Here is a 23886-nt window from a genome sequence, read left to right on the forward strand (position 1 = left end):
GCCGTGCCGGCCTCTTTCCCCGACATTCGCATGCAGGCGGCTCCATGATCTCCCGCTTCTTCATCGAGCGACCGGTTCTGGCCAATGTGCTGGCGCTGGTGATGGTCCTGATCGGCGCCGTGGCGCTCTACAACCTGCCCGTGGCGCAGTATCCGAACGTGACCCCGCCGACCGTGCAGGTCACGACCCGGTTCCCCGGCGCCAGCGCCAGGACGCTCGTCGACACCGTCGCCCTGCCGATCGAGCTACAGGTCAACGGCGTCGAGGGCATGCTCTACATGCAGTCGACGAGCGCCAGCGACGGCACCTACACGCTGACCATCACCTTCGCCATCGGCACGGATCCCGACTTCGCGCAGGTGCTGGTGCAGAACCGCGTCGCCGCCGCCATGTCCTCCCTGCCGCAGGCCGTGCAGGTCCAGGGCGTCACCACCCAGAAGAAATCGACCGCCATCCTCGAATTCGTGACGCTGTCCTCGCCGGACGGGCGCTATGACAGCCTGTTCCTTGCCAATTACGGCGTCATCAACCTGCAGAACGAACTGGCGCGCCTGCCGGGGGTGGGCAACGTCAACGTGTTCGGCGCCGGCCAGTACGCCATGCGCATCTGGATGAATCCGGACGCCCTCCAATCCTACGGGCTGACGCCGACGGACGTCATCAATGCGATCCAGCAGCAAAGCCAGGAGGTCACGGCCGGCACCATCGGTGCGCCGCCGGTGCCGCCCGGCCAGAACTACCAATACACGGTCAACGTCGCCGGCAGGCTCAACGACGCGCCGGATTTCGAGAACATCATCGTCAAGGTCGATCCGCAGAACGGCGGCCGGATCACCCGCATCAAGGACATCGGCCGGGTCGAGCTCGGCGCCCAGACCTACAGCCAGACCTTCACCCTCAACGACCGGCCGGCGGCCGGCATCGGCATCTACCAGCTGCCAGAGGCCAATGCGATCGACGTCGCGCGCTCGGTGAAGGGCAAGATGGACGAACTCGCCGCGAACTTTCCGCCCGGCCTGGTCTACTCCATCCCCTTCGACACCACGCGCTTCGTCCAGACCTCGATCAACGAGGTCTACCGGACGCTGATCGAGGCCGCGATCCTGGTCCTGATCGTCATCCTGGTCTTCCTGCAGGATTGGCGCGCCATGCTCGTGCCGGCGACGACGGTGCCGGTGACGATCATCGGTGCGTTCGCGGCCATGGCGGCGCTCGGCTTCACGGTGAACCTCTCGACGCTGTTCGCCATCATCCTGGCGATCGGCATCGTCGTGGACGACGCCATCGTCATCGTCGAGGGCGTGGCCCGCCACATGGAGAACGGCCTGTCCGGGCGTGCCGCCGCCGAGAAAGCGATGGACGAGCTGTTCGGACCGGTCATCGGCATCACGCTCGTGCTGATGTCGGTGTTCATCCCGGCGGCGTTCCTGCCCGGCCTGACCGGCCAGCTCTACCAGCAATTCGCGCTCGTCATCGCCGCGACCGCCTTCATCAGCGCCATCAACGCCCTGACCCTGAAGCCGACCCAGTGCGCGCTCTGGCTGCGCAAGCCGGTGCCGCCGGAGCGGCGCAACGTGTTCTACCGCGCCTTCAACCGGGTCTATGACGCCTGCGAACGCCGCTACGCCGCCCTGATCGCCCACATGGTGCGGCGCAGCGCCGTGATGGCCGTCATCGCCGCCGCGCTGATCGGGGTGGCGGTGTGGGGGCTCGTGCGCCTGCCGACGGCCTTCCTGCCCAACGAGGACCAGGGCTACGTCCTCGTCGGCGCCCAACTGCCGGACGGGGCGTCGCAGGAGCGCACCAACCGGGTGCTGCAGCAGATCTACGCGATCGCCGCGCAGACCCCCGGGGTCGATCAGGTGCTGACCATCAGCGGCATCTCGGTCCTTGACAACAACGCCTCGCTTCCCAATGCGGGCGTCGCCTATGTCGTGCTCAAGGATTGGAGCGTGCGCGACAAGGCGGACAAGCAGGGCCTGCGCGACATCTACCTGCACCTCAACGCCGCCCTGGAGGCGGTGGAGGAGGCCAGGACCTTCGTCCTGGTGCCGCCGCCCATCCAGGGCGTCGGCAATTCCAGCGGCTTCACCATGCAGGTGCAGAGCAAGGACGGCAAATTCGACTTCCCGCTGCTCCAGTCCGTGTCCGGGGCCGTGGTCGAGAACGGCAACAGCCAGTCGGCCTTGCAGCGTCTCAACACCTCGTTCCGGGCGGGCGTGCCGCAGCTGGAGGTCGTGGTCGACCGCATCAAGGCCGAGACCCTGGGCGTCACCACCGGACAGGTGTTCTCGGCCCTGTCGAGCTATGTCGGCTCCAGCTACGTGACCCAGTTCAACAAGTTCGGCCGGACCTTCCAGGTCTATGCACAGGCCGATTCCAGGTTCCGGACCCGCCCCGACGACATCCGGGCGCTCAAGGTGAGGGCCGGCAACGGCACGATGGTGCCGCTCGGCACCCTGGCGGAGGTCAAGCCCGTCCAGGGCCCGTCGCTGGTCAGCCTCTACAACCTCTATCCATCCGCGACGATCGTCGGCGGCCCGGCCGAAGGCGTCAGCTCGGGCCAGGCGCTGACGCTGATGGAGCAGATCGCGCGCTCGACCCTGCCGCCGGGCATGGGCTTCGAATGGACGGCGATGTCCTACCAGGAGAAGGCGGTGGGCACGCAGATCTACTTCGTCTTCGGCCTGGCGCTGCTGCTGGTCTATTTCGTGCTGGCCGGCCAGTATGAGAGCTGGATCCTGCCGCTCGCCGTGCTGTTCTCGGTGCCGCTGGCGCTGCTGGGCACCGTGGGTGCGCTCAGCGCCGTTGGTCTCGCCAACAATCTCTACACCCAGATCGGCCTGATCCTGCTGATCGCGCTGGCGAGCAAGAACGCCATCCTGATCGTCGAATATGCCCGCGAGAAGTGCATGGAGGGCATGGAGGCGGCCGAAGCGGCGGTGGAAGCTGCACGCCTGCGTTTCCGCCCGATCCTGATGACCTCCTTCGCCTTCATCCTCGGCGTGGTGCCGCTGGTGCTGGCGACCGGCGCCGGCGCCGCCGCCCGCAAGTCGATCGGCATCGCCGTGTTCAGCGGCATGCTGGCCTCGACCTGCCTGGCCATCCTGTTCGTGCCGTCCTTCTTCACCCTGCTGCAGCGCCTCGAGCGGCGGCAGGCCGGCGGCAAGCCCGCCACCGCCCCGGACGCGGCGGCAATCACGTCGAGGCCGTCCTGAGGGTTGCACGGTGACGGCCGTGGCGACGCCCGGCGCCCTGGCGTGGCGCAGGCCGCGGCGACGATGGCGGAAGGGCCGGAGCGGGGCGGTCCCGGGCTTTGCCCCCGGCTACGGCCGGAAGTCAAAGGCGACCGTTCAGCCGTTGCCGCCACAGCAGGCCGATGCGTCGCGGCCGGCTTGGACCGGCGGGCATGGCACCGTCCCGTAGGAACAGGAAACGCAGCAATCGCCCGGTTTCGGCTTCAGGCGCACGCCGGGCAATCATGGAAGGACCGGCAGGCATCGGTCGGCACGTTCTCCGTCGCGCGATGTCCGCAATCGGGGCAGGCGATCGTGGATTCAAGGATGGGTCCATGCTGCTGCATCGATCCTGCCCGCCATCGCGCCGTCCCGGCCGTCGGGAGGTCGGCATAGCACCGGCCTGTCCTCCGCGCGCCGGCCATCGGCCCGCTTCGTCCGGCCCGGGTCACAAACAGTTTATCGGGCGACCGCACCGAGGCGCGACCAACTCGTAACCTTTCCCGCTCCCCGGCGAATTCCTCGGCAGGCGCGCCTTGATCGGGCCGCCTCGCGGGCACCTGTCCGCGCGACCAATCTCGACCGGAGGAACACAGATGTCCAATCGCATGCTGCCCGCGCTCGTTGCCGGTGCTTTCGTCGCGGCCCTTGGTTCGATCGCCGCGATCCCGGCTTCGGCCGCAATGAGCAAGGCCGAGATGGAAAAGATGATGAAGGAGAACGAGGCCAAGACCATGAAGGCCCTGTCGGGCGGCAAGGTCGAAAAATGCTTCGGAGTGGCGCTCAAAGGACAGAACGACTGCTATGCCGGCGCCGGGACGAGTTGCGCGGGCACGAGTGCGGCCGACTACCAGGGCAACGCCTTCAAGCTCGTGCCCAAGGGCACCTGCGACGCGATGAAGACGCCGAACGGGATGGGCAGCCTCACGCCCAAGGCGTGAACGCCGCGCCGTAACCGGGCGGGACATCCCCCGCCCGGCTCGTCCATAGAACGGAGGCCGCCATGCCCGTCCACGCGCCCGGCGCGCGATCCCCGGCCATCCCGCCGCGTGCCGGCGTCGGCCTCAAGGCCGAGCACTACCGCACGATCGTGGAGACCCGTCCCGACATCGGCTTCTTCGAGGTTCACGCGGAGAACTACATGGGGGCCGGAGGGCCGCCGCATCGCTATCTCGAAGCGATCCGCGAGCACTATCCGCTGTCGCTTCACGGCGTCGGCTTGTCGATCGGAGCGGACCGGCCGCTGGATCGGGACCATCTGCAGCGCCTCGCGCGGCTGATCGGGCGCTACGAACCGGCCCTGTTCTCCGAGCACCTCGCCTGGTCGTCGCACGATGCCGGCTTCCTCAACGACCTCCTGCCGCTTCCCTACACCGCCGAGACGCTTGCCCGCGTCTGCGAGCACGTCGACGAGGTCCAGACCACGCTCGGCCGCCAGATGCTGCTCGAGAACCCCTCGACCTATCTTGCCTTCGCCGAGAGCACCTATCGGGAGATCGACTTCATCGCCGAAGTCGTGCGGCGCACCGGATGCGGTCTGCTGCTCGACATCAACAACGTCCATGTCGCGGCGACCAACCAGCAATGGGACGCACGAGCCTATGTCGACGCCTATCCGCTCGTGCATGTCCAGGAAATCCACCTGGCGGGCTGCGCCCGCGAGGCGGACGAAGCAGGACGGCCGCTGCTCATCGACACTCACGATCGTCCGGTCGACGAGATCGTCTGGGATCTCTTCAGCCATGCCGTCCGGCTCATCGGCCCGACGCCGACCCTGATCGAATGGGATGCCGATGTGCCGACATGGCCGGCGCTGAAGGCCGAGGCCGATCGTGCCGAAGCCGTCACGGCGGCCGTCCAGCCCCGGGAGCCTCGTCATGCCGCAGCTTGCTGAACGGCAACGGGCGTTCGCCGCCGCACTGCTCGACCCCGCATTGCCGACGCCGCCCGGCCTGATCGGTCCGGACGGCCGGCCGAGCGACCGGCGCTTCGCGGTCTATCGCAACAATGTCGTGGCCGGACTGATCGACACGCTGCAGGCCGCCTTCCCGGCGGTCCGCCGGATCGTCGGGCCGGACTTCTTCCGTGCGATGGCCCGCGTCTACGTCGCAGGCCGGCCTCCGGATTCGCCGATCATGCTCGGCTACGGCGCAGGCTTTCCGGATTTCATCGAAGCCTTCGAGCCGGCCGCTGCGCTGGCGTATCTGCCGGACATTGCCCGCGTCGAACGCGCCTGGACGGAAGCCTATCATGCGGCCGAGGCGGCTCCGATCGATCCGGCCATCCTCATGCGCGTCGCGCCGGAAGCGTTGCCGACGCTTCGGCTGCAACTGCACCCCTCCGTCCGTCCTGTCCGTTCCCGCTTCCCGGTCCTGACCATCTGGCGCATGAATGTCGACGACGGCGTACCCCATCCCGTGGCTCTCGATGCCGGCGGCGAGGATATGATGATCGCGCGGCCGGAAGCGGAGGTCGAACTGCGCCTCTTGCCGGGCGGCGGCGCCGATTTCCTCCGGGCGCTCCTCGACGGGCTTTCCGTTCTGGATGCGACCAGGGCCGCCCTGACGTCGGACGGCGGCTTCGACCTTTCCGTCAATCTTTCCGGCCTCCTGCGGGCCGGCGTGGTCGTCGGCTGCGGCCACGCCGGCGAAGCAGCGGCCATGGCCTCGGTGTGACGATCATGACCAGAGCCCACGCCAACCTCGTGGCGATCGACCGGGCCGTGCGGCAGGGACTGCACGGACTCGTGCGGCTGGCCTTGCTGCTGGCGCCGCCGGTTCTTCGCATCGCGCTCGCCGTTCCCTTCTTCCGGTCGGGGCTTACCCGCTGGGACGGCTTCCTGTCCTTGTCGGCGGGCGCGGCCTATCTCTTCGAGGAGGAGTTCAAGCTCCATGTCTTCGGCGGCGCCTATGGCTTCCCGGCGCCGCTCGTCGTCGCGCACGTCACCGGCATCGCCGAGATCGTGCTGCCGGTCCTGCTCGTGCTCGGTCTCGGGACGCGCCTTGCCGCGCTCGGCCTGCTCGTCATGGCCGGCGTGATCCAGCTCGTCGTTCCGGACGGCTGGGCCAACTTCCACCTGCCATGGGCGGCCATGGCGCTCGCCATCATCGCGCTCGGTCCCGGGCCCCTTTCGTGCGATCATCTGCTCGACGGGCTGTGCCGTCCGGGCGGGATGGACGGAGACGCCCGAGGATGATCGCGTCAGCCGAACCGATGCTCGGCCGTGCGTGGCGCGTCGGCAGCATGCCGGCGATGAGCCGGGAACCGTCGGTTGAGCCCGCCGCGACGGCTCCGTCCCCGGAGATCCCGGACAGGAGGCTTCAATGCAAGGACGTCTGCTTCTCGCCGCTGCCGTCACGATCTCGATGATTTCATCGGCGGCGGCGCCGACCGCATGCGCAGCCGAGCGCAGGAATTTCGACAAGGCGAGCTTCGCCGCCGATCAGCAGCGCGGCGCGCGCATCCTCGTCGATATCTCGGCGACCTGGTGCCCGACCTGCAAGGCGCAGAAGCCGGTGATCGACCGCCTGGCCGGCGAGCCGGCGAACGCGGATCTCGTCATCTACGCGGTCGACTTCGACAGCCAGAAGCCCGTCGTGCGCGGCTTCGGCGCACGCAGCCAAAGCACGCTGATCGCGTTCAGGGGCAAGGCCGAGACCGCGCGCTCCGTCGGCGACACCGATCCCGGCTCCATCGCCGCCCTGGTGCAGTCCAACATGAAGAAATAGGCCGGCCCATGGACGTCGGCAGCGTCCTGCTGGCACTCCTGGCCGGCGTCCTCTCGACGCTGTCGCCCTGCGTGCTGCCCATTCTGCCGCTGGTGCTGGGAGCGGCCGTCGCCGAGCACCGGCGGGGACCGGCGGCGCTCGCGGCGGGCCTCGCCGCCTCCTTCGTGGTCATCGGATTGTTCGTCGCGACGGTCGGCTTCTCGATCGGGCTGGACGGCGATCTCTTTCGCGGCGCCGCGGCGTCGATCCTGGTGGTCCTCGGCGTCATCCTGCTGGCGCCGAAGCTTCAGGCTCGACTGGCGGTCACGGCCGGATCGGTCGGCGGATGGGCCGACCGCCGCTTCGGCGGCTTTGCCGCGAGTGGCCTGAAGGGGCAGTTCGGGCTCGGCCTCCTGCTCGGCGCGATCTGGAGCCCGTGCGTCGGGCCGACGCTTGGCGCGGCTTCGGTGCTGGCAGCGCAAGGGAAGGATCTCGGTCGGGTCGCGCTGGTGATGATCGCCTTCGGCATCGGCGCAGCTTTGCCCCTCCTTGTCCTCGGCGTCCTCTCCCGGGACGTGGTGCTCCGTCGACGCGGCGGGCTTGTGCGGACCGCCCTTGCGGGCAGGATGGCCCTCGGCGGGATATTGCTTTTGATCGGGCTGCTGATCCTCACCGGTCTCGACAAACGGCTCGAAGCCTTCCTGGTCGACGCCTCGCCCGCATGGCTGACGCAACTCACGACTCGCTTCTGAGGCCATCGGAACGGCCGCCATGCACCGGCATCCGCGAGGACTGCGCAGGACGACCATGATAGTCGTAGAAGGCATCCGCGGCATCGGGCAGGGCCGGGGCGGCAGCCGCTCCGAGGGCCTCCGCGATCCGGCGCGCGCCATCACCATCGAGGACGTCTTCCTGCGGCTGACGCAGGCGACCCGGCCCCGAGCCACGACAGGGACAGGAGAGACACATGGATTTGGGCATCACCGGCAAGGTAGCCATCGTCACGGGCGGCAGTTCCGGCATCGGCCTGGCGATCGCCAGGACCTTCTGCGAGGAGGGCGGCATCGCCGTCATCAACGGCCGCGACCAGGGCAAGCTCGACGAGGCGGTGCGCCAGCTCGGGCCGAACGGCCGCGGCATCGTCGCCGACCTGACCACGCCCGAGGGCGCCCGGGCCCTGCGCGACTACGCCAGTTCCTTCGGCCCGGTCGAGTTTCTCGTCAACAATATCGGCCGCTTCGACGTCGAGGACTTCTTCGAGATCACGGATGAGCGCTGGCACGACTATTTCGAGGCCAACATCATGACCGGCATCCGCATCACCCGCATCGTCCTCAAGGAGATGCTCGACCGCGACAGCGGGTCCGTCGTGTTCATCGCCTCGGAGGCGGCGCTGCGCTCGCTGCCGCACATGACCCACTACTCCGTGACCAAGACGGCCCAGCTCGGCCTGTCGCGGGCGCTGGCCGAGCGGACCCGCGGCACCAATGTCCGCGTCAACGCCTACATGCCCGGACCGACCGCAACCGAATCGGTGCAGACCTACTTCGAGAGCATCTCGGCGCAGCGCCGGCGCCCCTTCGCCGAGGTGATCGGCGACTTCTTCAAGACGGACATGCCCGGCTCGCTGCTGCAAAAGCTGATCGACCCGATGCTACATGGCCGCGCCGTCGTCCAGCTCATGACCAACCCGGCCCAGAACGGCACCGCCCAGCGCGGCGACGGCGGCGCCTTCCATTCCATCATCTGAGGCGGGAACGGCGTTCGGACAGGCCTCCTACAGCACGTCGTCGGCGTGGAGCACGGCGGTCTTGTCGAGGATCACCGGGAAGTCGAAGCGGGCGTCACCGTTGGTGTCGCCGTAGAGGTAGAGCTTGTCGCCGGTGGCGCGATAGCGTCGTTCGCCGGGATGAAGCATCGCCGCTGCGCCGCTCGCGAAAGGACGCCGCCTGCGCCGCCGGGGGGCGGAGAGGGCGCGTCCGCGCCACCCTTGAGGCTCCGCCCCCTCGCCGCCATACTGTCGGCGACGGCAGGGCAGGGGACGGACTGCGATGGATATCTGGTTCTTCGTCATCCCCTTCACCATTGCCGCGGCCCTGCCGGGCCCGGCGCAGGGCGCGCTGGTCGCCAGGGTCCTGGCGCGGGGTGGCCGGGCCAGCCTGCCCTTCGCCGCCGGCATGGTCGCAGGCAATGCGATCTGGCTGCTGGCGGCGCTGTTCGGGCTGTCGGCGCTGGCCCTGCGGTTCGAGCCCGTGTTCGTCGCCGTAAAATGGGGCGGCGTCGCCTATCTCCTGATCCTGTCCTGGCAGCTGTGGACCGCTCCGGCGGCGGCGCCCGGCGGGGATGCCCGGAAGGTCCGGCGCGGCGGCGTGCTGCCGGGCCTGCTGCTGACGCTCGGCAACCCGAAGGCGGTGGTGTTCTTCGGCGCCGTGCTGCCGCACGCTTTCGACATGACGGCGCTGACCACGGCTGAAATCGCCGCCGTCGCCCTGCTGGGCGCCGCGCTCGATCTCGGCGTGCAACTCGCCTATGTCGCAGCCGCGACCCGGGCCCGCGCCCTGGTGCGCTCGCCGCGGCGCATGCGCGCCGTCAACCGGTCGGCCGCCGGCCTGATGGCGGGATCGGCCGCCCTGATCGCCACGCGTGGCTGAGCCGCAGGCGCCGGCGATCCGCGCCGGCACCGATCGCCCCGATGAAATGAGCGTTGCCCAGTTGTAGGATGATATATATGTTCAGACGAAGATCGGAACGTGCCGGTCCGAGGGGAGGCGTCATGGCTTGCAGCATCGCGGCGGCCGTCATCGGCGGGGGCGCCGCGGGCCGGCGAGGGCTGTTCCGGTTCCCTGCGGCGGCCGGCGCGGAGGCGGCGCGATGAAGCAGCGCTCGCCGATGATCGGCACGGTGGAGGCGCTGCCGCGCCGGGTGGCGCTGCTGCTGAGCCGCAAGATCGCTTCCGGCGTCCTGCATCCCGGCGCCCGCCTGCCGACCGAGCAGCAGCTCTCCGAGGAGTTCGGCGTCAGCCGCAACGTGATCCGCGAGGCCGTTGCGCAGTTGCGGGCGGACGGCCTCGTCGAGGCGCGCCAGGGCGTCGGCGCCTTCGTGCTGGCGCCGGAGCAGCGTGCGGCGATCCGCATCGACCTCGGCGCGCTCGACGACATCGGCAACATGGAGCGGCTGTTCGAGCTGCGCTGCATCCTGGAAGTGGAATCGGCGACGCTCGCCGCCGGCCGCCGGCAGCAGAAGCACCTCGACGCGATCAAGGCCGCCCTCGACCGCATGAGCGGGGAGGAGCGCTGGGAAGACGGCAGCATCGACGCCGACCTCGCTTTCCACCGCGAGATCGCGCAGGCGACCGACAATCCCTACATCCACACCTTCATCTCGTTCGTGTGCGAGCAGATCCGCCGCTCCATCCATTATGCGCGGCTGACCAACCCGCTGCACGCGCTGGTGGAGATCAACGTCGCCGAGCATGTGCGCATCTACGAGGCGCTGGTCGCCGGATCGCCGCCGGAGGCGGGCGCCGCCATGCGCGACCACATCATCGGCGCGGCCAACCGCGTCGGCGTCCGCCTGCCCCCGCCGGGCGGGCCGAAGCCCCGCGCCGGGACAAGGAAGGAAACGTCATGACGCTCGGCCGCATCAGGAAGATCACCGATGTCTGCCTGCTGGTGGAGGACATCGAGCGCACGGTGGCGTTCTACACCGGCAAGCTCGGCTTCGAGCTGCGCCGCCGCGCCGAGGGCTTCGCCGACTTCCACGGCTCCGGCATCACGCTCGCGGCCTGGGAGCTCGACCACATCAACCGCCATGCCGGCATCTCCAACCTGCGTTCGCCGCGCGGGGCGCACAAGGTCTGCGTCGCGGTCGAGCTCGACCGGCCGGCCGATGTCGACGCCCTCCACGCCGCCCTGAGCGCCAAGGGCGTGCCTTTCCAGGGCTCGCCGGCCGACCATGTCTGGAATGCCCGCTGCGCCTATTTCACCGACCCGGACGACACGCTCTGGGAACTCTACGCCTGGCTCGAGGGCGGGCCGGGCGACTATCACGCCGAAAATTCCGAAGCCGCAAAGGCCGGCCAATAGGGGCGAGCCGGACCCCGATGCCGTCGCAGAAGAGGACCAGCACCATGAGTGGGACCAAGACACCGACACTCGACCGCCGCCTGTTCGTGAAGGCGGGCCTTGCCGGCCTGGCGGCCTTTTCGCCGGGCATACAGCTCATCCTGTCGCAGGACGCCAGGGCGGCGGCCAAGGTGGTCATCCAGTATGACTGGCTGATCTCGAACGGGCAGATCGGCGACGTGATGGCGCTGGAGAACGGCTACTTCAAGGAGGCCGGCCTGGACGTCGAGTTCAGCCCGGGCGGGCCGAATGCCGCCACCGTGCCGCCGGTGGTGTCCGGCGCCGCCAAGCTCGGCCAGTTCTCCGAGACGCCGCAGCTCTACAGCGCCCGGGCGAGCGGCATTCCCGTAAAACTCCTCGCCTGCGGCTTCCGCACCGGCCCCTACGCGCTGACCTCCAAGGCGTCCAAGCCGCTGCGCGGCGTCGCCGACCTCAAGGGCATGCGCATCGGCATCCAGCCGACCGCCCGCTTCGTCATCGACGCCATCGCCGCCAGGAACGGCATCGACATCAACGACCTCACGGTCGTCACGGTCGGCTTCGACAAGGGGCCGCTGGTGCGCGGCGAGGTCGACGCGATCGGCGGCTGGATCACCAACACCCAGGCGCTCAGCGTGGTCGGCGACGACCGCGTCGACCTTTTGACCCGTGATCTCGGCCTGTCGTCCTACGCCAATGTCTATTTCGCCACCGACAGCGGCATCGAGCAGGATCCGGAGACCCTGGCCAAGTTCATCGGCGCCGTGGCCAAGGGCTGGGGCTGGACCCATGCCAATCCGCAGGAGGCCGTGCGCAAGCTCACCACCGCCCGGCCCGAGCTCTCGCTCGAATGGGAGCTCAAGACCATCGACCTGATCCTGAAGCTGAGCTTCGACGCCGACACCGCCAGGGATGGCTGGGGCGTCTTCGATCCCAAGTCGATCGGCGAGCAGATCGCGCTGTTCGACAAGATCGGCCAGTACCCCAACGGCGCGCCGAAACCCGAGGAGGTCTACACGACGAAGATCCTCGAGCTGTCCGCGGCCGAGCGGCCGAAGCTGAACGCGCCGGGCGCCTGATGCCGAACGCCATCGAGGCGCGGCGGCTGGACGTCGGCTATGCCGGGAAGCAGGGGGTGACCAAGGTCATCTCCGGCCTCGACCTCACGGTCGAGGCCGGGACCTTCCTGTCGATCCTCGGTCCTTCTGGGTGCGGCAAGTCGACCTTCCTGCGCGTCGCCGCCGACCTGCTGGAGCCGCTCGCCGGCGAGATCGCGGTGCTCGGCGCCCGCCCGCGGGCGGTGCGCGAGCGGCGCGACGTCGGCTTCGTCTTCCAGGATTCGACGCTGCTGCCCTGGCGCAGCGTGCGCGACAACATCCGCCTGCCGCTCGCCGTCGGCCGCGGGCACCTGACGCGCGAGATCGCCGACCGCAGCGACGAGCTGATCGCGCTGATGGGCCTGTCCGGGCTGGCCGAGCGCTTCCCGCACCAGCTCTCCGGCGGCCAGCGCCAGCGGGCGGCGATCGCCCGCGCCCTGCTGGGCGAGCCGAAGCTCCTGCTGATGGATGAGCCCTTCGGCGCGCTCGACGAGATCACCCGCGACCGGCTGAACGACGAGCTGCTCGCCCTCTGGCGCCGCACCGGCATGACCGTGCTGTTCGTCACCCATTCCATCGCCGAGGCCGCCTATCTCGGCGAGCGGGTGCTGGTGCTCGCCGCCGGTCCCGGCCGCATCATGGCGGACCGGGATCTGCGGCCGATCAAGCAGGACGGCAACCGCTGCCGCCGCGAGGATCCGGCGCTCGTCGCCGCCATGGCCGACCTGCGCACAGCCCTTGGAGAGGCCTCATGAGCCGAGCCGCCGCCCTGTCGCCGACCGCCCAGGCCGTGCTGCCGGTGCTCGGCGCCGCCTCCATCCTGGTCGCCTGGCAGTTCCTCCTCCCGGTCGCCGGCGTGCCGGCCTATATCGTGCCGACACCGACCGCGATCGGAACGACCCTGGTCAAGAGCTGGCCGCTGCTGCTCGGCAACCTGTGGCCGACGGTGGTCGAGAGTCTCGCCGGCTTCCTGATCGGAAATCTCCTGGCCGTTCTGCTCGCCGTCGTCTTCGTGCACAGCCGCACCGTGCAGGCTGCCTATTTCCCGGTGGTGCTGTTCTTCAACACCATCCCCATCCTGGCCCTGTCGCCGATCATCATCCTGATCTTCGGTCTCGGCCTGACGCCGAAGATCGTCATCGCCGCGGTGATCTGCTTCTTCCCGACCCTGGTGAACATGATCCGCGGCCTCGACTCGGCCACGGCCAACGAGCACGAACTGTTCCGCGTGCTGTCGGCGACGCGCTCGGAGGTGTTCTGGCGGCTGCGCTTCCCGCGGGCCCTGCCGATGCTGTTCTCCTCGCTGCGCATCGCCTCGGCCACGGCGGTGATCGGCGCCATCGTCGGCGAGTGGATCGGCTCGGACAAGGGCCTGGGCGCCCTGATCATCCAGGCGACCTTCAACTACCAGTCCGACCGGCTCTATGCCGCGATCGTGCTGTCCTCGTCGCTGTCGATCCTGCTGTTCCTGGCCGTCGTCGCGGTCGAGCGGGCGGTGGTGAAGTACTGACCGGCGCGCCGCCCACCCCGCTCACGGCCTGCATCTCGTTCGAAGACGGCACGACCGTGCCGGGCAGTTACGCCGGGCCGCGGCTGGCGCCCCGGCATGCGGGCGGCTGAGAATCGCGCTATGGCAGGCCATGGGATTCGGGATCTTCATTCACCGCACGGACTCACGCTACGACGACAGCCCGGCGGAGCGCTACCAGTTCCCCGGCCAGTATCTCCGCCGCGTCGAGGCCTGCATCGGCGACTGGATCGTCTATTACGAGCCGCGCAAGGTGACCGGGACGCGCGGCTACTTCGCCGTCGCGAAGGTCCGGCAGGTCATTCCCGATCCGTCGGCGCCCGGCATGCATCTCGCCCTGATCGAGCCCGGCAGCTATCTCGACTTCGCCAGCCCGGTTGCGTTCAGCGGTGGCGAGGGATTGGCCGAGCAAGGCTTGCTCAACGCGAACGGGCGGATTTCGGGCCGGGCCCAATCGGCGGTCAGGGCGCTGTCTCCAGCCGACTTCCGGCGCATCGTCGCCCTCGGCCTCGACCAGGCCGAGCCGCTGCTGCCCCGGCTCGAAGAGGCCGCTCCGTCCGCCGGCCTGCAGGAGGAGCAGGCGCCGTTCCTGTTCGAGGACGATCGCAGCCGCGTGACCTTCCTCGCCTCGCGGATCGTCCGCGACCGCGTCTTTCGCAGCGTCGTCCTGCGTGCCTATGGCGAGCGCTGCGCCGTTTCCGGGCTTCGGCTGATCAACGGCGGCGGCCGCGCCGAGGTCGCCGCGGCCCATATCCGGCCGGTCGAGGCGAACGGGCCTGATGTCGTTAACAACGGCATCGCCCTGTCCGGCACGGCCCATTGGATGTTCGACCGCGGCCTGATCAGCCTTTCCGACGACCTGGAGATCCTGGTCTCGCGGCAGGTCAACGACCCCGACGGCATCCGCGCCTTCATCAACGGCAACGGCTTCGCCCGCGCCCCGGAACGGCCGTCCGACCGGCCGCATCCCCGCTTCCTGCAATGGCACCGCGACCACTGCTTCAAGGCGTGACGCCGCGGGCCTGCGCGATCTCCTGCTGTGTCAAAAACAATGGGTGCATTCTATGATACTCGGATTCTGCCGATGACACGCAGGGCGCAGCATGACGACAGACCGGTCCGCCCGGCCCTCATCGAAGGACAGCCGAACCTCTTGGAACTGGAGTGACCCCATGCGCCGTCTCCTGGTCGCCGCCGTGCTCGCATCCTGGCTCGTCGTGCCGGCGACGGCGCAGCAGCCCGCCGCGCTGCCGGTCGGCGTGGTCGCGGCGGAGAGGCGGCCGGTGGCGCAGACCGCCGATTTCGTCGGCCGGGTCGAGGCGGTGGACCGGGTCGAGATTCGCGCCCGGGTCACCGGCTTCATCGAGGAGGTGCTGTTCAAGGACGGCCAGGTGGTCAAGGCGGGCGACCCGCTGTTCCGCCTGGAGAAGGGGCCGTTCGAGGCGGCGGTGCGCCAGGCCGAGGGCGCCCTGCTGCGCGCCAACGGCGCGCTCGACAATGCCCGCCTGCAGCGCCAGCGCGCCGAGGACCTGATGCGCACCAATGCCGGCTCGGTGGCGACGCGCGACCAGCGCGTGGCCGACGAGAAGGCGGCGGAGGGCGACGTCGCCACCGCCGAGGGCAATCTGAGCCTCGCCAAGATCAACCTGAGCTATACCGACATCACCGCGCCGATCGACGGGCGCATCGGCCGCACCAAGCTGACCAAGGGCAACGTCGTCGGGCCGGACAGCGGCGCCGTGGCGGTGATCGTCAGCGAGGATCCGATGTATGTGCTCTTCCCGGTGAGCCAGCGCGAGTTCCTGCACTTCGACCGCGAGAAGGCCGCGGCGAGCGGCAAGCCGCTGCAGGTGCGCATCACTTTCTCCGACGGCACCACCTACGACAAGATCGGCACGATCGACTTCGTCGACGTGACGGTGGCGCAGGCCACCGACACCGTCACCGTGCGCGCCACCATCGCCAACGAGCACGGCAAGCTGATCGACGGCAGCCTGGTGCGCGTCCTCGTGCAGGGGCCGGAGGGCGAGGAGAAGGTGCTGGTGCCGCAGTCGGCGCTGATCGCCGACCAGCAGGGCGCTTACGTCTTCGCGGTCGAGGACGGCAAGGCGGTGGTCAAGCGCGTCAAGGTCACCGGCTCGGTCGGCGGCGATGCGATCATCGGCGAGGGCCTCGCCGGCGGCGAGCAGGTGGTGGTCGAAGGGCTGCAGGGACTGCGGCAGGGCGTGCCGGTGCTGGCCTCGCCCGTGACGCCGCCGCTGGCCGGCCGGAGCTGAGTTCATGATCTCCTCCGTCTTCGTCGACCGGCCGCGGCTGGCCATCGTCATCGCCATCGTCACGGTGATCGCCGGCCTGATCTCGCTCTACGTCATCCCGGTGGCGCAATATCCCGACATCGTGCCGCCGCAGGTGTCGGTGACCGCCAGCTACCCCGGCGCCTCCGCCGCGGTGATCGAGCAGACCGTCGCGCAGCCGATCGAGGCGCAGATCGTCGGCACCGACAAGATGATCTACATGAAGAGCGTCAGCGGCAATGACGGCAGCTACTCGCTCCTCGCCTCGTTCGAGCTCGGCACCGATCCGGACATCAACACGGTCGCCATCAGCAACCGGCTGCAGATCGCGCTGTCGAAGCTGCCCGACGAGGTCACCCGCTCCGGCGTGACGGTGAAGAAGAAGTCCTCGGCCCTGCTCGGCGTCATCGCGCTGTCCTCGCCGAACAAGACCCACGACACCCTGTTCATCTCCAACTACGCCACCATCAACCTGCTCGATCCGATCCGGTCGACCGAGGGCGTCGGCGATTCCGCGCTGTTCGGCGCCCAGGACTACGCGATCCGTGCCTGGGTGCGCACCGACAGCCTGACCGGCCTCGGCCTCACCACCAACGACCTCATCGCCGCGATCCAGTCCCAGAACCTGCAGGCGGCGGTGGGGCGCATCGGCGCACGGCCGATCTCCGACGACCAGCAGCTCCAGCTCAACATTCAGACCAAGGGCCGCCTGACCTCGCCGGAGGAGTTCGCCAAGATCATCATCCGCACCAACTCCGACGGCTCGGTGCTGCGCCTCGGCGACGTGGCGCGCCTGGAGCTCGGCGCCGCCAACCTCGACCGCGACACCAGGCTGAACGGCGGGCCGGCGGTGCTGATCGCCGTCTACCAGTCGCCCGGCGCCAACGCCATCGCCACGCTGAACGCGGTGAAGCAGACCATCGGCGAGCTGGCCAAGAGCTTTCCCGAGGATCTGACCTGGAAGGTCACCTACGACCCGACCGCCTTCGTCACGGCGACGATGCACGAGGTGCAGAAGACCCTGATCGAGGCCTTCGTGCTGGTCGTGGTGGTGGTCTTCCTGTTCCTCGGCAGCTGGCGCGCCACGCTGATCCCGACCTTTGCCGTGCCGGTCAGCCTGATCGGCGCCTTCGTCGTCCTCAACGCCATCGGCTATTCCGCCAACACCGTGTCGCTGCTCGCCGTGGTACTGGCGATCGGCATCGTCGTCGACGACGCCATTGTCGTGGTGGAGAACGTCGAGCGGGTGATGGAGGAGCATCCGGAGCTGACGCCGGCGGAGGCGACCAAGAAGGCGATGGGCGAGATCGTTGCGCCGATCATCGCCATCACCCTGGTGCTGCTGTCGGTGTTCGTGCCGGTCGGCTTCATTCCCGGCATCTCCGGCGAGCTGTTCCGCCAGTTCGCCGTCACCATCGCCGTGTCGATGTTCCTGTCGGCGGTCAACGCGCTGACGCTGTCGCCGGCCCTGTGCGCCATCCTGCTCAAGCCCCAGCACGGGCCGCGCCGCGGCGTCATCGGTGTGATGATGCGCGGCATCGACTGGACGCGCGACCGCTACGGCGCCATCGTCGCCCGCCTGGTGCGGATCTCGGTGCTGGCGCTGGTGCTGACCGCCGTGTTCGGCGCCGGCATCTACGGCATGTCGCGCGTCACGCCGACCGGGTTCCTGCCGGAGGACGACCAGGGCGCCTTCTTCGTCATCGTGCAGCTGCCGGACGGCGCCTCCGTCGGGCGCACCACCGCCGTGGTCAAGCAGGTCGAGGCGATCCTGAAGGAGGAGAGCACGGTCTCGGACGCCTCCTCGGTGATCGGCTTCAACTTCATCGACGGCTATTCGCAGGCCAATGCCGGCTTCGTCATGGTCTCGCTGAAGCCCTTCGACCAGCGCCAGGGGCCGGAAAACTCGGCCGCCGCCATCATCGGGCGGCTGACGCCGAAGCTGCGCGCCGTCCGCGGCGGCAGCGCGCTGCCCTTCGCCCCGCCGCCGATCATCGGCCTCGGCTCCGGCGGCGGCTTCAGCTACGTGCTGCAGGACGTCGGCACGGGCGACCCGAAGGCCCTCGCCCAGGCGTTGCGCGGCCTGCTCGTCGCCGCCAACCAGGAGCCGCAGCTCAGGCGCGTGTTCAGCACCTTCTCGGACTCGGCGCCCTCGATCTACCTCGATATCGACCGCGACAAGGTGCAGATCCTCGGCGTGAAGCTCAGCGACGTGTTCCAGGCGCTGCAGGCCTCGCTCGGCGGCTTCTACGTCAACGACATGAACCTGTTCGGCCGCACCTGGCAGGTCCAGGTCCAGGCCGAGGCCTCCGACCGCGCCAGGGTCGACGACATCTACCGCATCAACGTCCGCAGCGCGAAGGGCGACATGATCCCGCTGCGCAGCCTCCTGGAGGTGCGGCTCGCCGTCGGCCCGCAGGCGCTGATCCGCTACAACAACCGCCTGGCGGTGACGGTGCAGGGCTCGCCCGCGCCCGGCGTCTCCTCCGGCCAGGCGCTGGCGGCGATGGAGCAGGTGGCGGCCAGGACCCTGCCGGTCGGCTATCGCGGCGCCTGGACCGACGTGTCCTTCCAGGAGAAGCGGGCGGAGGGGCAGACCGGCCTCATCCTCTCCTTCGCCCTCCTGTTCGCCTACCTCTTCCTGGTGGCGCTCTACGAGAGCTGGACCATCCCGGTGCCGGTGCTGCTCTCGGTGGCGGTCGGCGTGCTCGGCGCCTTCACCGCCATCGTCATCGGCGGGCTGGCGCTCGACCTCTACGGCCAGATCGGCATCGTCGTGCTGATCGGCCTGGCGGCCAAGAACGGCATCCTCATCGTCGAGTTCGCCAAGGAGATGCGTGAGAAGGGCGCGCCGCTGCTGCACGCCGCCACCGAGGGCGCCCGGCTGCGCTTCCGCCCGGTGATGATGACGTCCTTCGCCTTCATCCTCGGCCTGCTGCCGCTGGTGATAGCCGAGGGCCCCTCGCAGCTCGCCCGCCGGCACGTCGGCACCCCGGTGTTCGGCGGCATGATCGCCGCCGCCTTCATCGGCATCTTCGTCATCCCGGCGCTCTACGTCGTCTTCCAGTCCCTGCGCGAGCGGGTGAGGCCCTCGCTGCGCAAGGAAGCGGCGCCTCCGCCCGGCTGAGGCCGGGGCAGGGGCGTCGCCGCGGCTCTGCCGTCCTTCACGAAGGAAGCGGCCGCCGCTTCCATGGCAGAAACAGGCGCGCAAAAGCTTTCTCCACCGAGGGTGGGGTGGCGCCCCGCAGGGGCGACGGATGGGGCGCAGCGGGCAGGGGCAAGCCGGCGTTCGACCTGCCCGCTGCGGCCGCCTGACCTTGTCCACCATACGGCAAATCGTTACTGCTCCCCCGCGTCGGCTACACCATGCCTGAGAATACAATCGCCCGCTGCAAGATCGGCGTGGAGGTCTTCCAGACCGACCATGATTGTGAACTCTGCTACGGCACAGCCTCGCCGGCCGATTTATATGGACCGCTTGAACGGATTTCCCGATGGCCTCGGCCGCCTTTTGACGGTTGATCGAATCGTTGCAGACCAGCTGTGCGGATACCGGGTCTCTAAGGGGGACAGCGATGGGCTTGGAGTTGTGGGACCCGAATCGAAGAAGGTGGGTGCTCTATCGAAGCCAGGCGAAACACAGTGAGGACTGCGCCCGCTACCCCTTCGAAAACATCCCGACTCGGGTCTTCCTTGATACGAACGTCGTGAACCTTCTCGTCAAGCACAGTGAGCAGATCTTTGAGCAAGAGCCGATGCCGGCAGGACTAGACGTGACCCGCGCGCACGATATCGAGGCGCTGATGCACGTCTTCCAAGTGGGCGCTCGGGCCAATTGGGATCTTATGGCCTCGCGGAAAACTCTCGATGAAATCGAGAACACGCCGGATGAGGATGTGAAAGCCGAGTTGCTTGAATACGCAGTCCAACTCGTGGACTTGCCTGGTAACGACAGCGCATTCGCCGCTAGCCGGAGCTTCTTTCTTTCGCAGAGCGCAAGCATTTGATCTTGCGAGCTAAAACCGGATCGACGGACGTCTCTACTGGGTACGGGCGACGGCGAGGAGGTCGAAGGCCTTGGCCTGGATCGGCGTCGGGCGGGCGGCGATGGCGAAGGGCATGCCCGGCGCGGTGGCGATCTCGACGGTGTTGCGGGTGAGGGTGGCGAGATCGGCGATCAGGGTGTGGAAGCTGTGCACGGGCAGGCCGTCCGGGGTGAGGCCGGTGGTCTGCTTGGTGACGGCGGCGGGCGAGCGCTGGGCCTTGGCGACGACGCTGGGGCGCAGCGCCTCGGCGGCGTCTTTGTCGGTGTCGTCGTAGAGCATGGGCGCCAGGCGCCGGCGCATGTGCCATTCGAGATAGTAGCCGAGCATGCACAAGAAGACGTGAGCGCGCACCCGCTCGGGCAGCCAGTGGTAGACCGGACGCACATGCAGATCGACGGTCTTGATCGAGCGGAAGGCGCGCTCGACCAGGCTGAGGGATTTGTAGGCTTTGACCGTGGCGGCATCGTCGAGCGTCGAGGCGGGCAGGCTGGTGCGCACGGCGTAGAGGCCATCGAGGGCGGCCTCGGCGGCGATCTCGGCGGTCTTGCGGGCGAAGGTGAAGCTGGTGTCGGTGATCTGAAGCTCGAAGTGCTTGGCCATCTTATGCCGGTCGATCACGGCGCCGACGGCCAGGCCGATCTCGGCCTGGCCGCGCAGCGGCTCGCGCTTGCGCCGCACCGCGGCGGCGATAGGAGCGAGGTGGCGCTCGGTGGCGCGCAGGAGATCCTCGCGCTTGCGGGCGCGCTCGGCGGCGAGCGCCTGATTGCGGCAGACGATCAGGCGCTCGCCCGGGAAGTCCGGTGAGGTGATGGCCGCCATGTCGCGATCGTCGAACAGCGACATCTGGAAGGCGCCGCCCTCGAGCAGGCCGCGGATCGCCGGGGCGCGCAGCGCCGTGATCCAGTCGAGCCCGGCCGGCCTGATGTCCTCGGCGATGCGGGCCTGAGTGATCATGCCCCTGTCTCCCACCAGCACGACATGGTCGAGGCCGAAGCGCTGCTTCAGCTTGGCGACCTGGTTGCCCAGCGTGGAGGGATCGCCGGTCGAGCCTTCGAAGACCTCGACAGCGACCGGGCAGCCGTCAGGGGCGCAGAGCAGGCCGTAGACGATCTGCAGCTTGCCCTTCTTGCCGTCGCGATTGTAGCCGAACTGGGCCAGCGGGCAGCAGCGGCCCTCCATGTAGCTCGACGTGACGTCGTAGAGCACCAGCGTGCCGCCGGCGAGATGGCGCCGGGCCAGTGCCGTCTCGATCGCCGCCTGGCGCTCCGCCAGCCAGTCGAGAGCGCTGTAGAGGTCCGCCTCGTCCACCGGCCCCAGCCCGAGCTCGGCGCCGAGGCTGGAGGCGGCGGTATCGGGTGACAGTGCCCGCGCCGCCGCGAGCTTCGAGCTTGGATCGAGGATGCGGCTGACGATCAGTGCCAGGACGAGATCCCGGCAGCGGTTGCCGGCAGGCCCGAGCAGCCGGTCGAGACCGATCTTGCGGGCGGTGCCCAGCGCCGCGGCGACATGGCCGTGCGGCAGGGCGCGCACAATGCTGATCGCCTCCCGGTCGGGCGGAAGCACCGTGCCGCCCTTCAGCAGCATCCTGAAGCCGGCGATGCGCTCGGTCGGCCAGTCGGACAGGTTGAGCAGCGTGCGCTTCTTGATCTTGCCGCCCTCGCGATAGCTCTCGCGCAGCAGGATGGCCGGCGGGGAGTCGCGGTTGGGGACGGATTCGATGTACATGGCGCCATTTTACGGCACAATCTCATTCAAAACAAGCCGAAATTACCAGTTTACATGGCTACATTATGAGCACACAGAAGCAACCTTCTGCCGAAAAATCAGGCGCTTGGCGCGGTCGGAAGAAGGAAGCTCCGGCTAGCTTGGGCCGGCGGCTTATAGATGCCCCTTTCGTGTCTGCATTACCTGATCTTTCAGATCGAGAGCTGATCGGTAACGCCATCGGCTTCGGTTGTGCTGTTTTCTGCACTTGTGATCGCCGTTCGCAAGCGGGAGCACCTTCATCACATGCCCATCCGAATATTAACTCCGATCGAATGGTGGGCGCGTGTAAAGCCATGGGGCGGTTTATGGTTTTGAGCAAATTTGCTGCACGGGTCCCGCCGACGGATTCCTCTGTCTTTATTGCAGGCCACAAAGCCAAAAGAGCCATCCACTTGGCGCGGGTCTATGGAGAGCGCAAACGCAACTTCACGAGGTAGAATTTTTTGGGCCAGGGGGCGTCGCGACAGTTGGTCGGGACGAGGGCAGGTCCGCGAGTACATCCGCAACCAGGAGCAGGAGGACGGTCGTCTCGACCGACTGAACCTGTGGCGCTGATGGCACCTTCAGGTGGCTCACTGAAGTCGAGGCCGCGTTAGCGTCCCTTCCCTGCCACTTTGAGCGGGGCTTACATCTTAAAGCCTTCGGTTTTATCGGGGGATATTTACAGCGCGTTGTGACACTTGGGATTCCGATGCAGCGGAGATTCTGATTCAGGATCCTTTTCTGAGATTCCTGAGAGCCGATTCGTCGGATGTTGGAAGCTATGTATGGGAGCGGATGACGTCGCCTTTACCGGATAAGGTTGGGGACCGTGAGCGCTGTGGTGCGGACGACGGGCTTTTGTCGGATTCGAACTCTGGCTGGCGCGGCCGGGTGCGTCCTGGCGTGATCTTCCAGCTTATGTGGAGATGGTCGCTACTATGGAGTTTTATTCCGAAATGTCAATAGGTTACGGCAATGGAGATCTGGCCGGCGAGGGGTGATTTTCAGTGCATTATCGTAACGGAATATGATAGATTTTGGCTTCAATGTCGGGGGACGACATGAGCCAATCTGCTTTGGAACGCCGAACATTTCTGACCTTCAGTCTTGCTGGCGGGCTTTGCGCGCTGGGCGGTTTCGGCGCCTACGCTGCGGCTTCCGATGGGCCGATTGTCCTCAAACCGTTCGTTCACAGCCGCACTGTCTCAAGCTTCGCCGGAGGCCTGTTCTTCTGCGAAAATGCCATGCCGCTCACGCTGTGCCGGGCAATCGAGGCCGAACTCGCGCGAACTGACGCAATGTCCGAAGCGCCAACTCAGGAACGGGAACGCGCCGCGTTCTTTGCCGGGCTTGCGGTCCGGGGCATTGCGCCGCGCGCCCTCCGCCGTGCCGGATATGAGATGCAAGCCGCGGATTGCGAGAGGCAGACCAGTCTTTGGAGCGGGATGCTCGCGTCCGCCGGCGCGCAACACACGATCGGCAAGCAATACGCCTATTCTCAAACACCGCAGATCGCGGGCCTAGCCTATGGCGCGTGCGCCCACGCCGCGACGACAGCATTCTATGCCGGCCATGAAGACATCGAAGTGGTCGTCCAGGCCGGATACTATTGCGCCCGTTCTCTACTGGATGCCTCCTTCTACGACGACGAGATCGTCGTCATGGATGCCGCTTGGATTTGGGATTTTGCCGCGATGGCGATCAATGTGGCGATAAGCCTGTGCGAGGACGAAGAGGTGAGCGCCTGAATCCAGAGCCCTGTTGAACACGGATCTCCGCGTCTCTTGCCTCTGCCCACTCCGACTAAAGGGGGCAGGGCCCCTGTCTTTCCACACCAGGGCCGCCGATCCTGCGACGGGTGCTCTGAAGGGGTGGGCGACCGTGGTGCATATCGCTATCCACGCCCGTCCTCAATCGGCCTCGCAGCCCTACGCTGGCTGTGCCAGCAGGGGGTGCACCGGATCGTAGTGTATGGAAAAATTAAACGCCGACGCGCAATATCGCGCTTGGCCGCATAAGAGACGAGTGGCTCCCTGAGCAGGACTCGAACCTGCGACCATTCGATTAACAGTCGAACGCTCTACCAGCTGAGCTATCAGGGAACGGGAGGGGTGGAAGCCCCCGAG

General features: G+C 67.9%; 21 protein-coding genes, 1 tRNA gene and 1 pseudogene. 19 read left to right on the forward strand and 4 right to left on the reverse strand.

Annotated features, from left to right (window positions below; genetic code table 11):
* Window positions 1–44 precede the first annotated feature (44 nt).
* Entirely contained in the window at window positions 45–3218 is a 3174-nt protein-coding gene (locus tag AC27L4_RS20045; RefSeq protein WP_487144130.1) for an efflux RND transporter permease subunit, read from the forward strand.
* A gap of 135 nt (window positions 3219–3353) precedes the next feature.
* On the opposite strand, the pseudogene AC27L4_RS20050 reads toward AC27L4_RS20045, so the two are convergent.
* Window positions 3354–3583 (reverse strand): annotated as a pseudogene (locus tag AC27L4_RS20050) (GDCCVxC domain-containing (seleno)protein).
* Window positions 3584–3943: 360 nt separating this feature from the next.
* Here AC27L4_RS20050 and AC27L4_RS20055 point away from each other — a divergent pair.
* From AC27L4_RS20055 to AC27L4_RS20085, 7 genes are all read left to right on the forward strand, one after another.
* The gene (locus AC27L4_RS20055) at window positions 3944–4177 is read left to right on the forward strand and encodes a BufA1 family periplasmic bufferin-type metallophore (RefSeq protein WP_487144497.1); all 234 of its coding nucleotides are present in this window, start codon (window positions 3944–3946) and stop codon (window positions 4175–4177) included.
* A 62-nt stretch (window positions 4178–4239) separates the two neighbouring features.
* The gene (gene bufB / locus AC27L4_RS20060) at window positions 4240–5130 is read left to right on the forward strand and encodes an MNIO family bufferin maturase (protein WP_487144131.1); all 891 of its coding nucleotides are present in this window, start codon (window positions 4240–4242) and stop codon (window positions 5128–5130) included.
* The gene (locus tag AC27L4_RS20065; protein ID WP_487144132.1) at window positions 5114–5911 is read left to right on the forward strand and encodes an HvfC/BufC N-terminal domain-containing protein; all 798 of its coding nucleotides are present in this window, start codon (window positions 5114–5116) and stop codon (window positions 5909–5911) included. Before bufB ends, AC27L4_RS20065 begins: the two co-directional genes overlap by 17 nt.
* Before the next feature lie 5 nt (window positions 5912–5916).
* Complete coding sequence (locus AC27L4_RS20070; RefSeq protein WP_487144133.1) at window positions 5917–6432, forward strand: DoxX family protein; 516 nt, start codon at window positions 5917–5919, stop codon at window positions 6430–6432.
* A gap of 127 nt (window positions 6433–6559) precedes the next feature.
* Window positions 6560–6964, forward strand: coding sequence for a thioredoxin family protein (locus AC27L4_RS20075; protein WP_487144134.1), 405 nt, complete (start codon window positions 6560–6562; stop codon window positions 6962–6964).
* An 8-nt stretch (window positions 6965–6972) separates the two neighbouring features.
* Window positions 6973–7695, forward strand: coding sequence for a cytochrome c biogenesis CcdA family protein (locus AC27L4_RS20080; protein ID WP_487144135.1), 723 nt, complete (start codon window positions 6973–6975; stop codon window positions 7693–7695).
* A gap of 215 nt (window positions 7696–7910) precedes the next feature.
* On the forward strand, window positions 7911–8693 hold the full coding sequence (locus tag AC27L4_RS20085; RefSeq protein WP_487144136.1) for an SDR family NAD(P)-dependent oxidoreductase: 783 nt from the start codon (window positions 7911–7913) through the stop codon (window positions 8691–8693).
* A 27-nt stretch (window positions 8694–8720) separates the two neighbouring features.
* On the opposite strand, the gene AC27L4_RS20090 is transcribed toward AC27L4_RS20085, so the two are convergent.
* Window positions 8721–8861: a hypothetical protein gene (locus AC27L4_RS20090; protein WP_487144137.1), complete on the reverse strand. Its 141-nt coding sequence runs from the start codon at window positions 8859–8861 to the stop codon at window positions 8721–8723.
* 133 nt (window positions 8862–8994) lie between these two features.
* On the opposite strand from AC27L4_RS20090, the gene AC27L4_RS20095 reads away from it, so the two are divergent.
* From AC27L4_RS20095 to AC27L4_RS20140, 10 genes are all read left to right on the forward strand, one after another.
* A complete protein-coding gene (locus AC27L4_RS20095; protein ID WP_487144138.1) occupies window positions 8995–9594 on the forward strand; it encodes a LysE family translocator in 600 nt (199 codons plus the stop codon).
* 220 nt (window positions 9595–9814) lie between these two features.
* Window positions 9815–10573, forward strand: a complete 759-nt coding sequence (locus AC27L4_RS20100) for a FadR/GntR family transcriptional regulator (RefSeq protein WP_487144139.1) — start codon at window positions 9815–9817, stop codon at window positions 10571–10573.
* Window positions 10570–11028: a VOC family protein gene (locus tag AC27L4_RS20105; RefSeq protein WP_487144140.1), complete on the forward strand. Its 459-nt coding sequence runs from the start codon at window positions 10570–10572 to the stop codon at window positions 11026–11028. The genes AC27L4_RS20100 and AC27L4_RS20105 overlap by 4 nt, the downstream gene beginning before the upstream one ends.
* A gap of 44 nt (window positions 11029–11072) precedes the next feature.
* Complete coding sequence (locus tag AC27L4_RS20110; RefSeq protein ID WP_487144141.1) at window positions 11073–12125, forward strand: ABC transporter substrate-binding protein; 1053 nt, start codon at window positions 11073–11075, stop codon at window positions 12123–12125.
* Window positions 12125–12898, forward strand: a complete 774-nt coding sequence (locus AC27L4_RS20115) for an ABC transporter ATP-binding protein (protein ID WP_487144142.1) — start codon at window positions 12125–12127, stop codon at window positions 12896–12898. The genes AC27L4_RS20110 and AC27L4_RS20115 overlap by 1 nt, the downstream gene beginning before the upstream one ends.
* Entirely contained in the window at window positions 12895–13653 is a 759-nt protein-coding gene (locus AC27L4_RS20120; RefSeq protein WP_487144143.1) for an ABC transporter permease, read from the forward strand. The genes AC27L4_RS20115 and AC27L4_RS20120 overlap by 4 nt, the downstream gene beginning before the upstream one ends.
* A gap of 130 nt (window positions 13654–13783) precedes the next feature.
* Window positions 13784–14683, forward strand: coding sequence for an HNH endonuclease (locus tag AC27L4_RS20125; protein WP_487144144.1), 900 nt, complete (start codon window positions 13784–13786; stop codon window positions 14681–14683).
* Between the two features lie 160 nt (window positions 14684–14843).
* Window positions 14844–15947, forward strand: a complete 1104-nt coding sequence (locus tag AC27L4_RS20130) for an efflux RND transporter periplasmic adaptor subunit (protein ID WP_487144145.1) — start codon at window positions 14844–14846, stop codon at window positions 15945–15947.
* A 4-nt stretch (window positions 15948–15951) separates the two neighbouring features.
* Window positions 15952–19092, forward strand: coding sequence for an efflux RND transporter permease subunit (locus AC27L4_RS20135; RefSeq protein ID WP_487144146.1), 3141 nt, complete (start codon window positions 15952–15954; stop codon window positions 19090–19092).
* Window positions 19093–19579: 487 nt separating this feature from the next.
* Window positions 19580–19972, forward strand: coding sequence for a hypothetical protein (locus tag AC27L4_RS20140; RefSeq protein WP_487144147.1), 393 nt, complete (start codon window positions 19580–19582; stop codon window positions 19970–19972).
* 33 nt (window positions 19973–20005) lie between these two features.
* Here AC27L4_RS20140 and AC27L4_RS20145 read toward each other — a convergent pair whose 3' ends face one another.
* Window positions 20006–21736 (reverse strand): IS1634 family transposase, encoded by a 1731-nt coding sequence (locus AC27L4_RS20145; RefSeq protein ID WP_487141143.1) that lies wholly within the window; start codon window positions 21734–21736, stop codon window positions 20006–20008.
* A 1085-nt stretch (window positions 21737–22821) separates the two neighbouring features.
* Between AC27L4_RS20145 and AC27L4_RS20150 the strand changes: the two genes are divergently transcribed.
* Window positions 22822–23508 carry a hypothetical protein gene (locus AC27L4_RS20150; RefSeq protein ID WP_487144148.1) on the forward strand — a complete coding sequence of 229 codons (687 nt, stop codon included), beginning with the start codon at window positions 22822–22824 and terminating at the stop codon, window positions 23506–23508.
* Between the two features lie 278 nt (window positions 23509–23786).
* On the opposite strand, the gene AC27L4_RS20155 is transcribed toward AC27L4_RS20150, so the two are convergent.
* A tRNA-Asn gene (locus tag AC27L4_RS20155) sits at window positions 23787–23862 on the reverse strand.
* Window positions 23863–23886 lie beyond the last annotated feature (24 nt).

The sequence above is a fragment of the Labrys sp. Lb11 genome, assembly GCF_057554225.1.

Bases quoted from the DNA above. Each gene is read 5' to 3' on its own strand.
- AC27L4_RS20100 (WP_487144139.1), top strand. From the start codon at position 9,815: ATGAAGCAGCGCTCGCCGATGATCGGCACGGTGGAGGCGCTGCCGCGC.
- AC27L4_RS20145 (WP_487141143.1), bottom strand. From the start codon at position 21,736: ATGTACATCGAATCCGTCCCCAACCGCGACTCCCCGCCGGCCATCCTG.
- bufB (WP_487144131.1), top strand. From the start codon at position 4,240: ATGCCCGTCCACGCGCCCGGCGCGCGATCCCCGGCCATCCCGCCGCGT.
- AC27L4_RS20085 (WP_487144136.1), top strand. From the start codon at position 7,911: ATGGATTTGGGCATCACCGGCAAGGTAGCCATCGTCACGGGCGGCAGT.
- AC27L4_RS20125 (WP_487144144.1), top strand. From the start codon at position 13,784: ATGGGATTCGGGATCTTCATTCACCGCACGGACTCACGCTACGACGAC.
- AC27L4_RS20135 (WP_487144146.1), top strand. From the start codon at position 15,952: ATGATCTCCTCCGTCTTCGTCGACCGGCCGCGGCTGGCCATCGTCATC.
- AC27L4_RS20095 (WP_487144138.1), top strand. From the start codon at position 8,995: ATGGATATCTGGTTCTTCGTCATCCCCTTCACCATTGCCGCGGCCCTG.
- AC27L4_RS20150 (WP_487144148.1), top strand. From the start codon at position 22,822: ATGAGCCAATCTGCTTTGGAACGCCGAACATTTCTGACCTTCAGTCTT.
- AC27L4_RS20130 (WP_487144145.1), top strand. From the start codon at position 14,844: ATGCGCCGTCTCCTGGTCGCCGCCGTGCTCGCATCCTGGCTCGTCGTG.
- AC27L4_RS20045 (WP_487144130.1), top strand. From the start codon at position 45: ATGATCTCCCGCTTCTTCATCGAGCGACCGGTTCTGGCCAATGTGCTG.
- AC27L4_RS20115 (WP_487144142.1), top strand. From the start codon at position 12,125: ATGCCGAACGCCATCGAGGCGCGGCGGCTGGACGTCGGCTATGCCGGG.
- AC27L4_RS20075 (WP_487144134.1), top strand. From the start codon at position 6,560: ATGCAAGGACGTCTGCTTCTCGCCGCTGCCGTCACGATCTCGATGATT.
- AC27L4_RS20055 (WP_487144497.1), top strand. From the start codon at position 3,944: ATGATGAAGGAGAACGAGGCCAAGACCATGAAGGCCCTGTCGGGCGGC.
- AC27L4_RS20065 (WP_487144132.1), top strand. From the start codon at position 5,114: ATGCCGCAGCTTGCTGAACGGCAACGGGCGTTCGCCGCCGCACTGCTC.
- AC27L4_RS20110 (WP_487144141.1), top strand. From the start codon at position 11,073: ATGAGTGGGACCAAGACACCGACACTCGACCGCCGCCTGTTCGTGAAG.
- AC27L4_RS20090 (WP_487144137.1), bottom strand. From the start codon at position 8,861: ATGCTTCATCCCGGCGAACGACGCTATCGCGCCACCGGCGACAAGCTC.
- AC27L4_RS20070 (WP_487144133.1), top strand. From the start codon at position 5,917: ATGACCAGAGCCCACGCCAACCTCGTGGCGATCGACCGGGCCGTGCGG.
- AC27L4_RS20105 (WP_487144140.1), top strand. From the start codon at position 10,570: ATGACGCTCGGCCGCATCAGGAAGATCACCGATGTCTGCCTGCTGGTG.
- AC27L4_RS20080 (WP_487144135.1), top strand. From the start codon at position 6,973: ATGGACGTCGGCAGCGTCCTGCTGGCACTCCTGGCCGGCGTCCTCTCG.
- AC27L4_RS20120 (WP_487144143.1), top strand. From the start codon at position 12,895: ATGAGCCGAGCCGCCGCCCTGTCGCCGACCGCCCAGGCCGTGCTGCCG.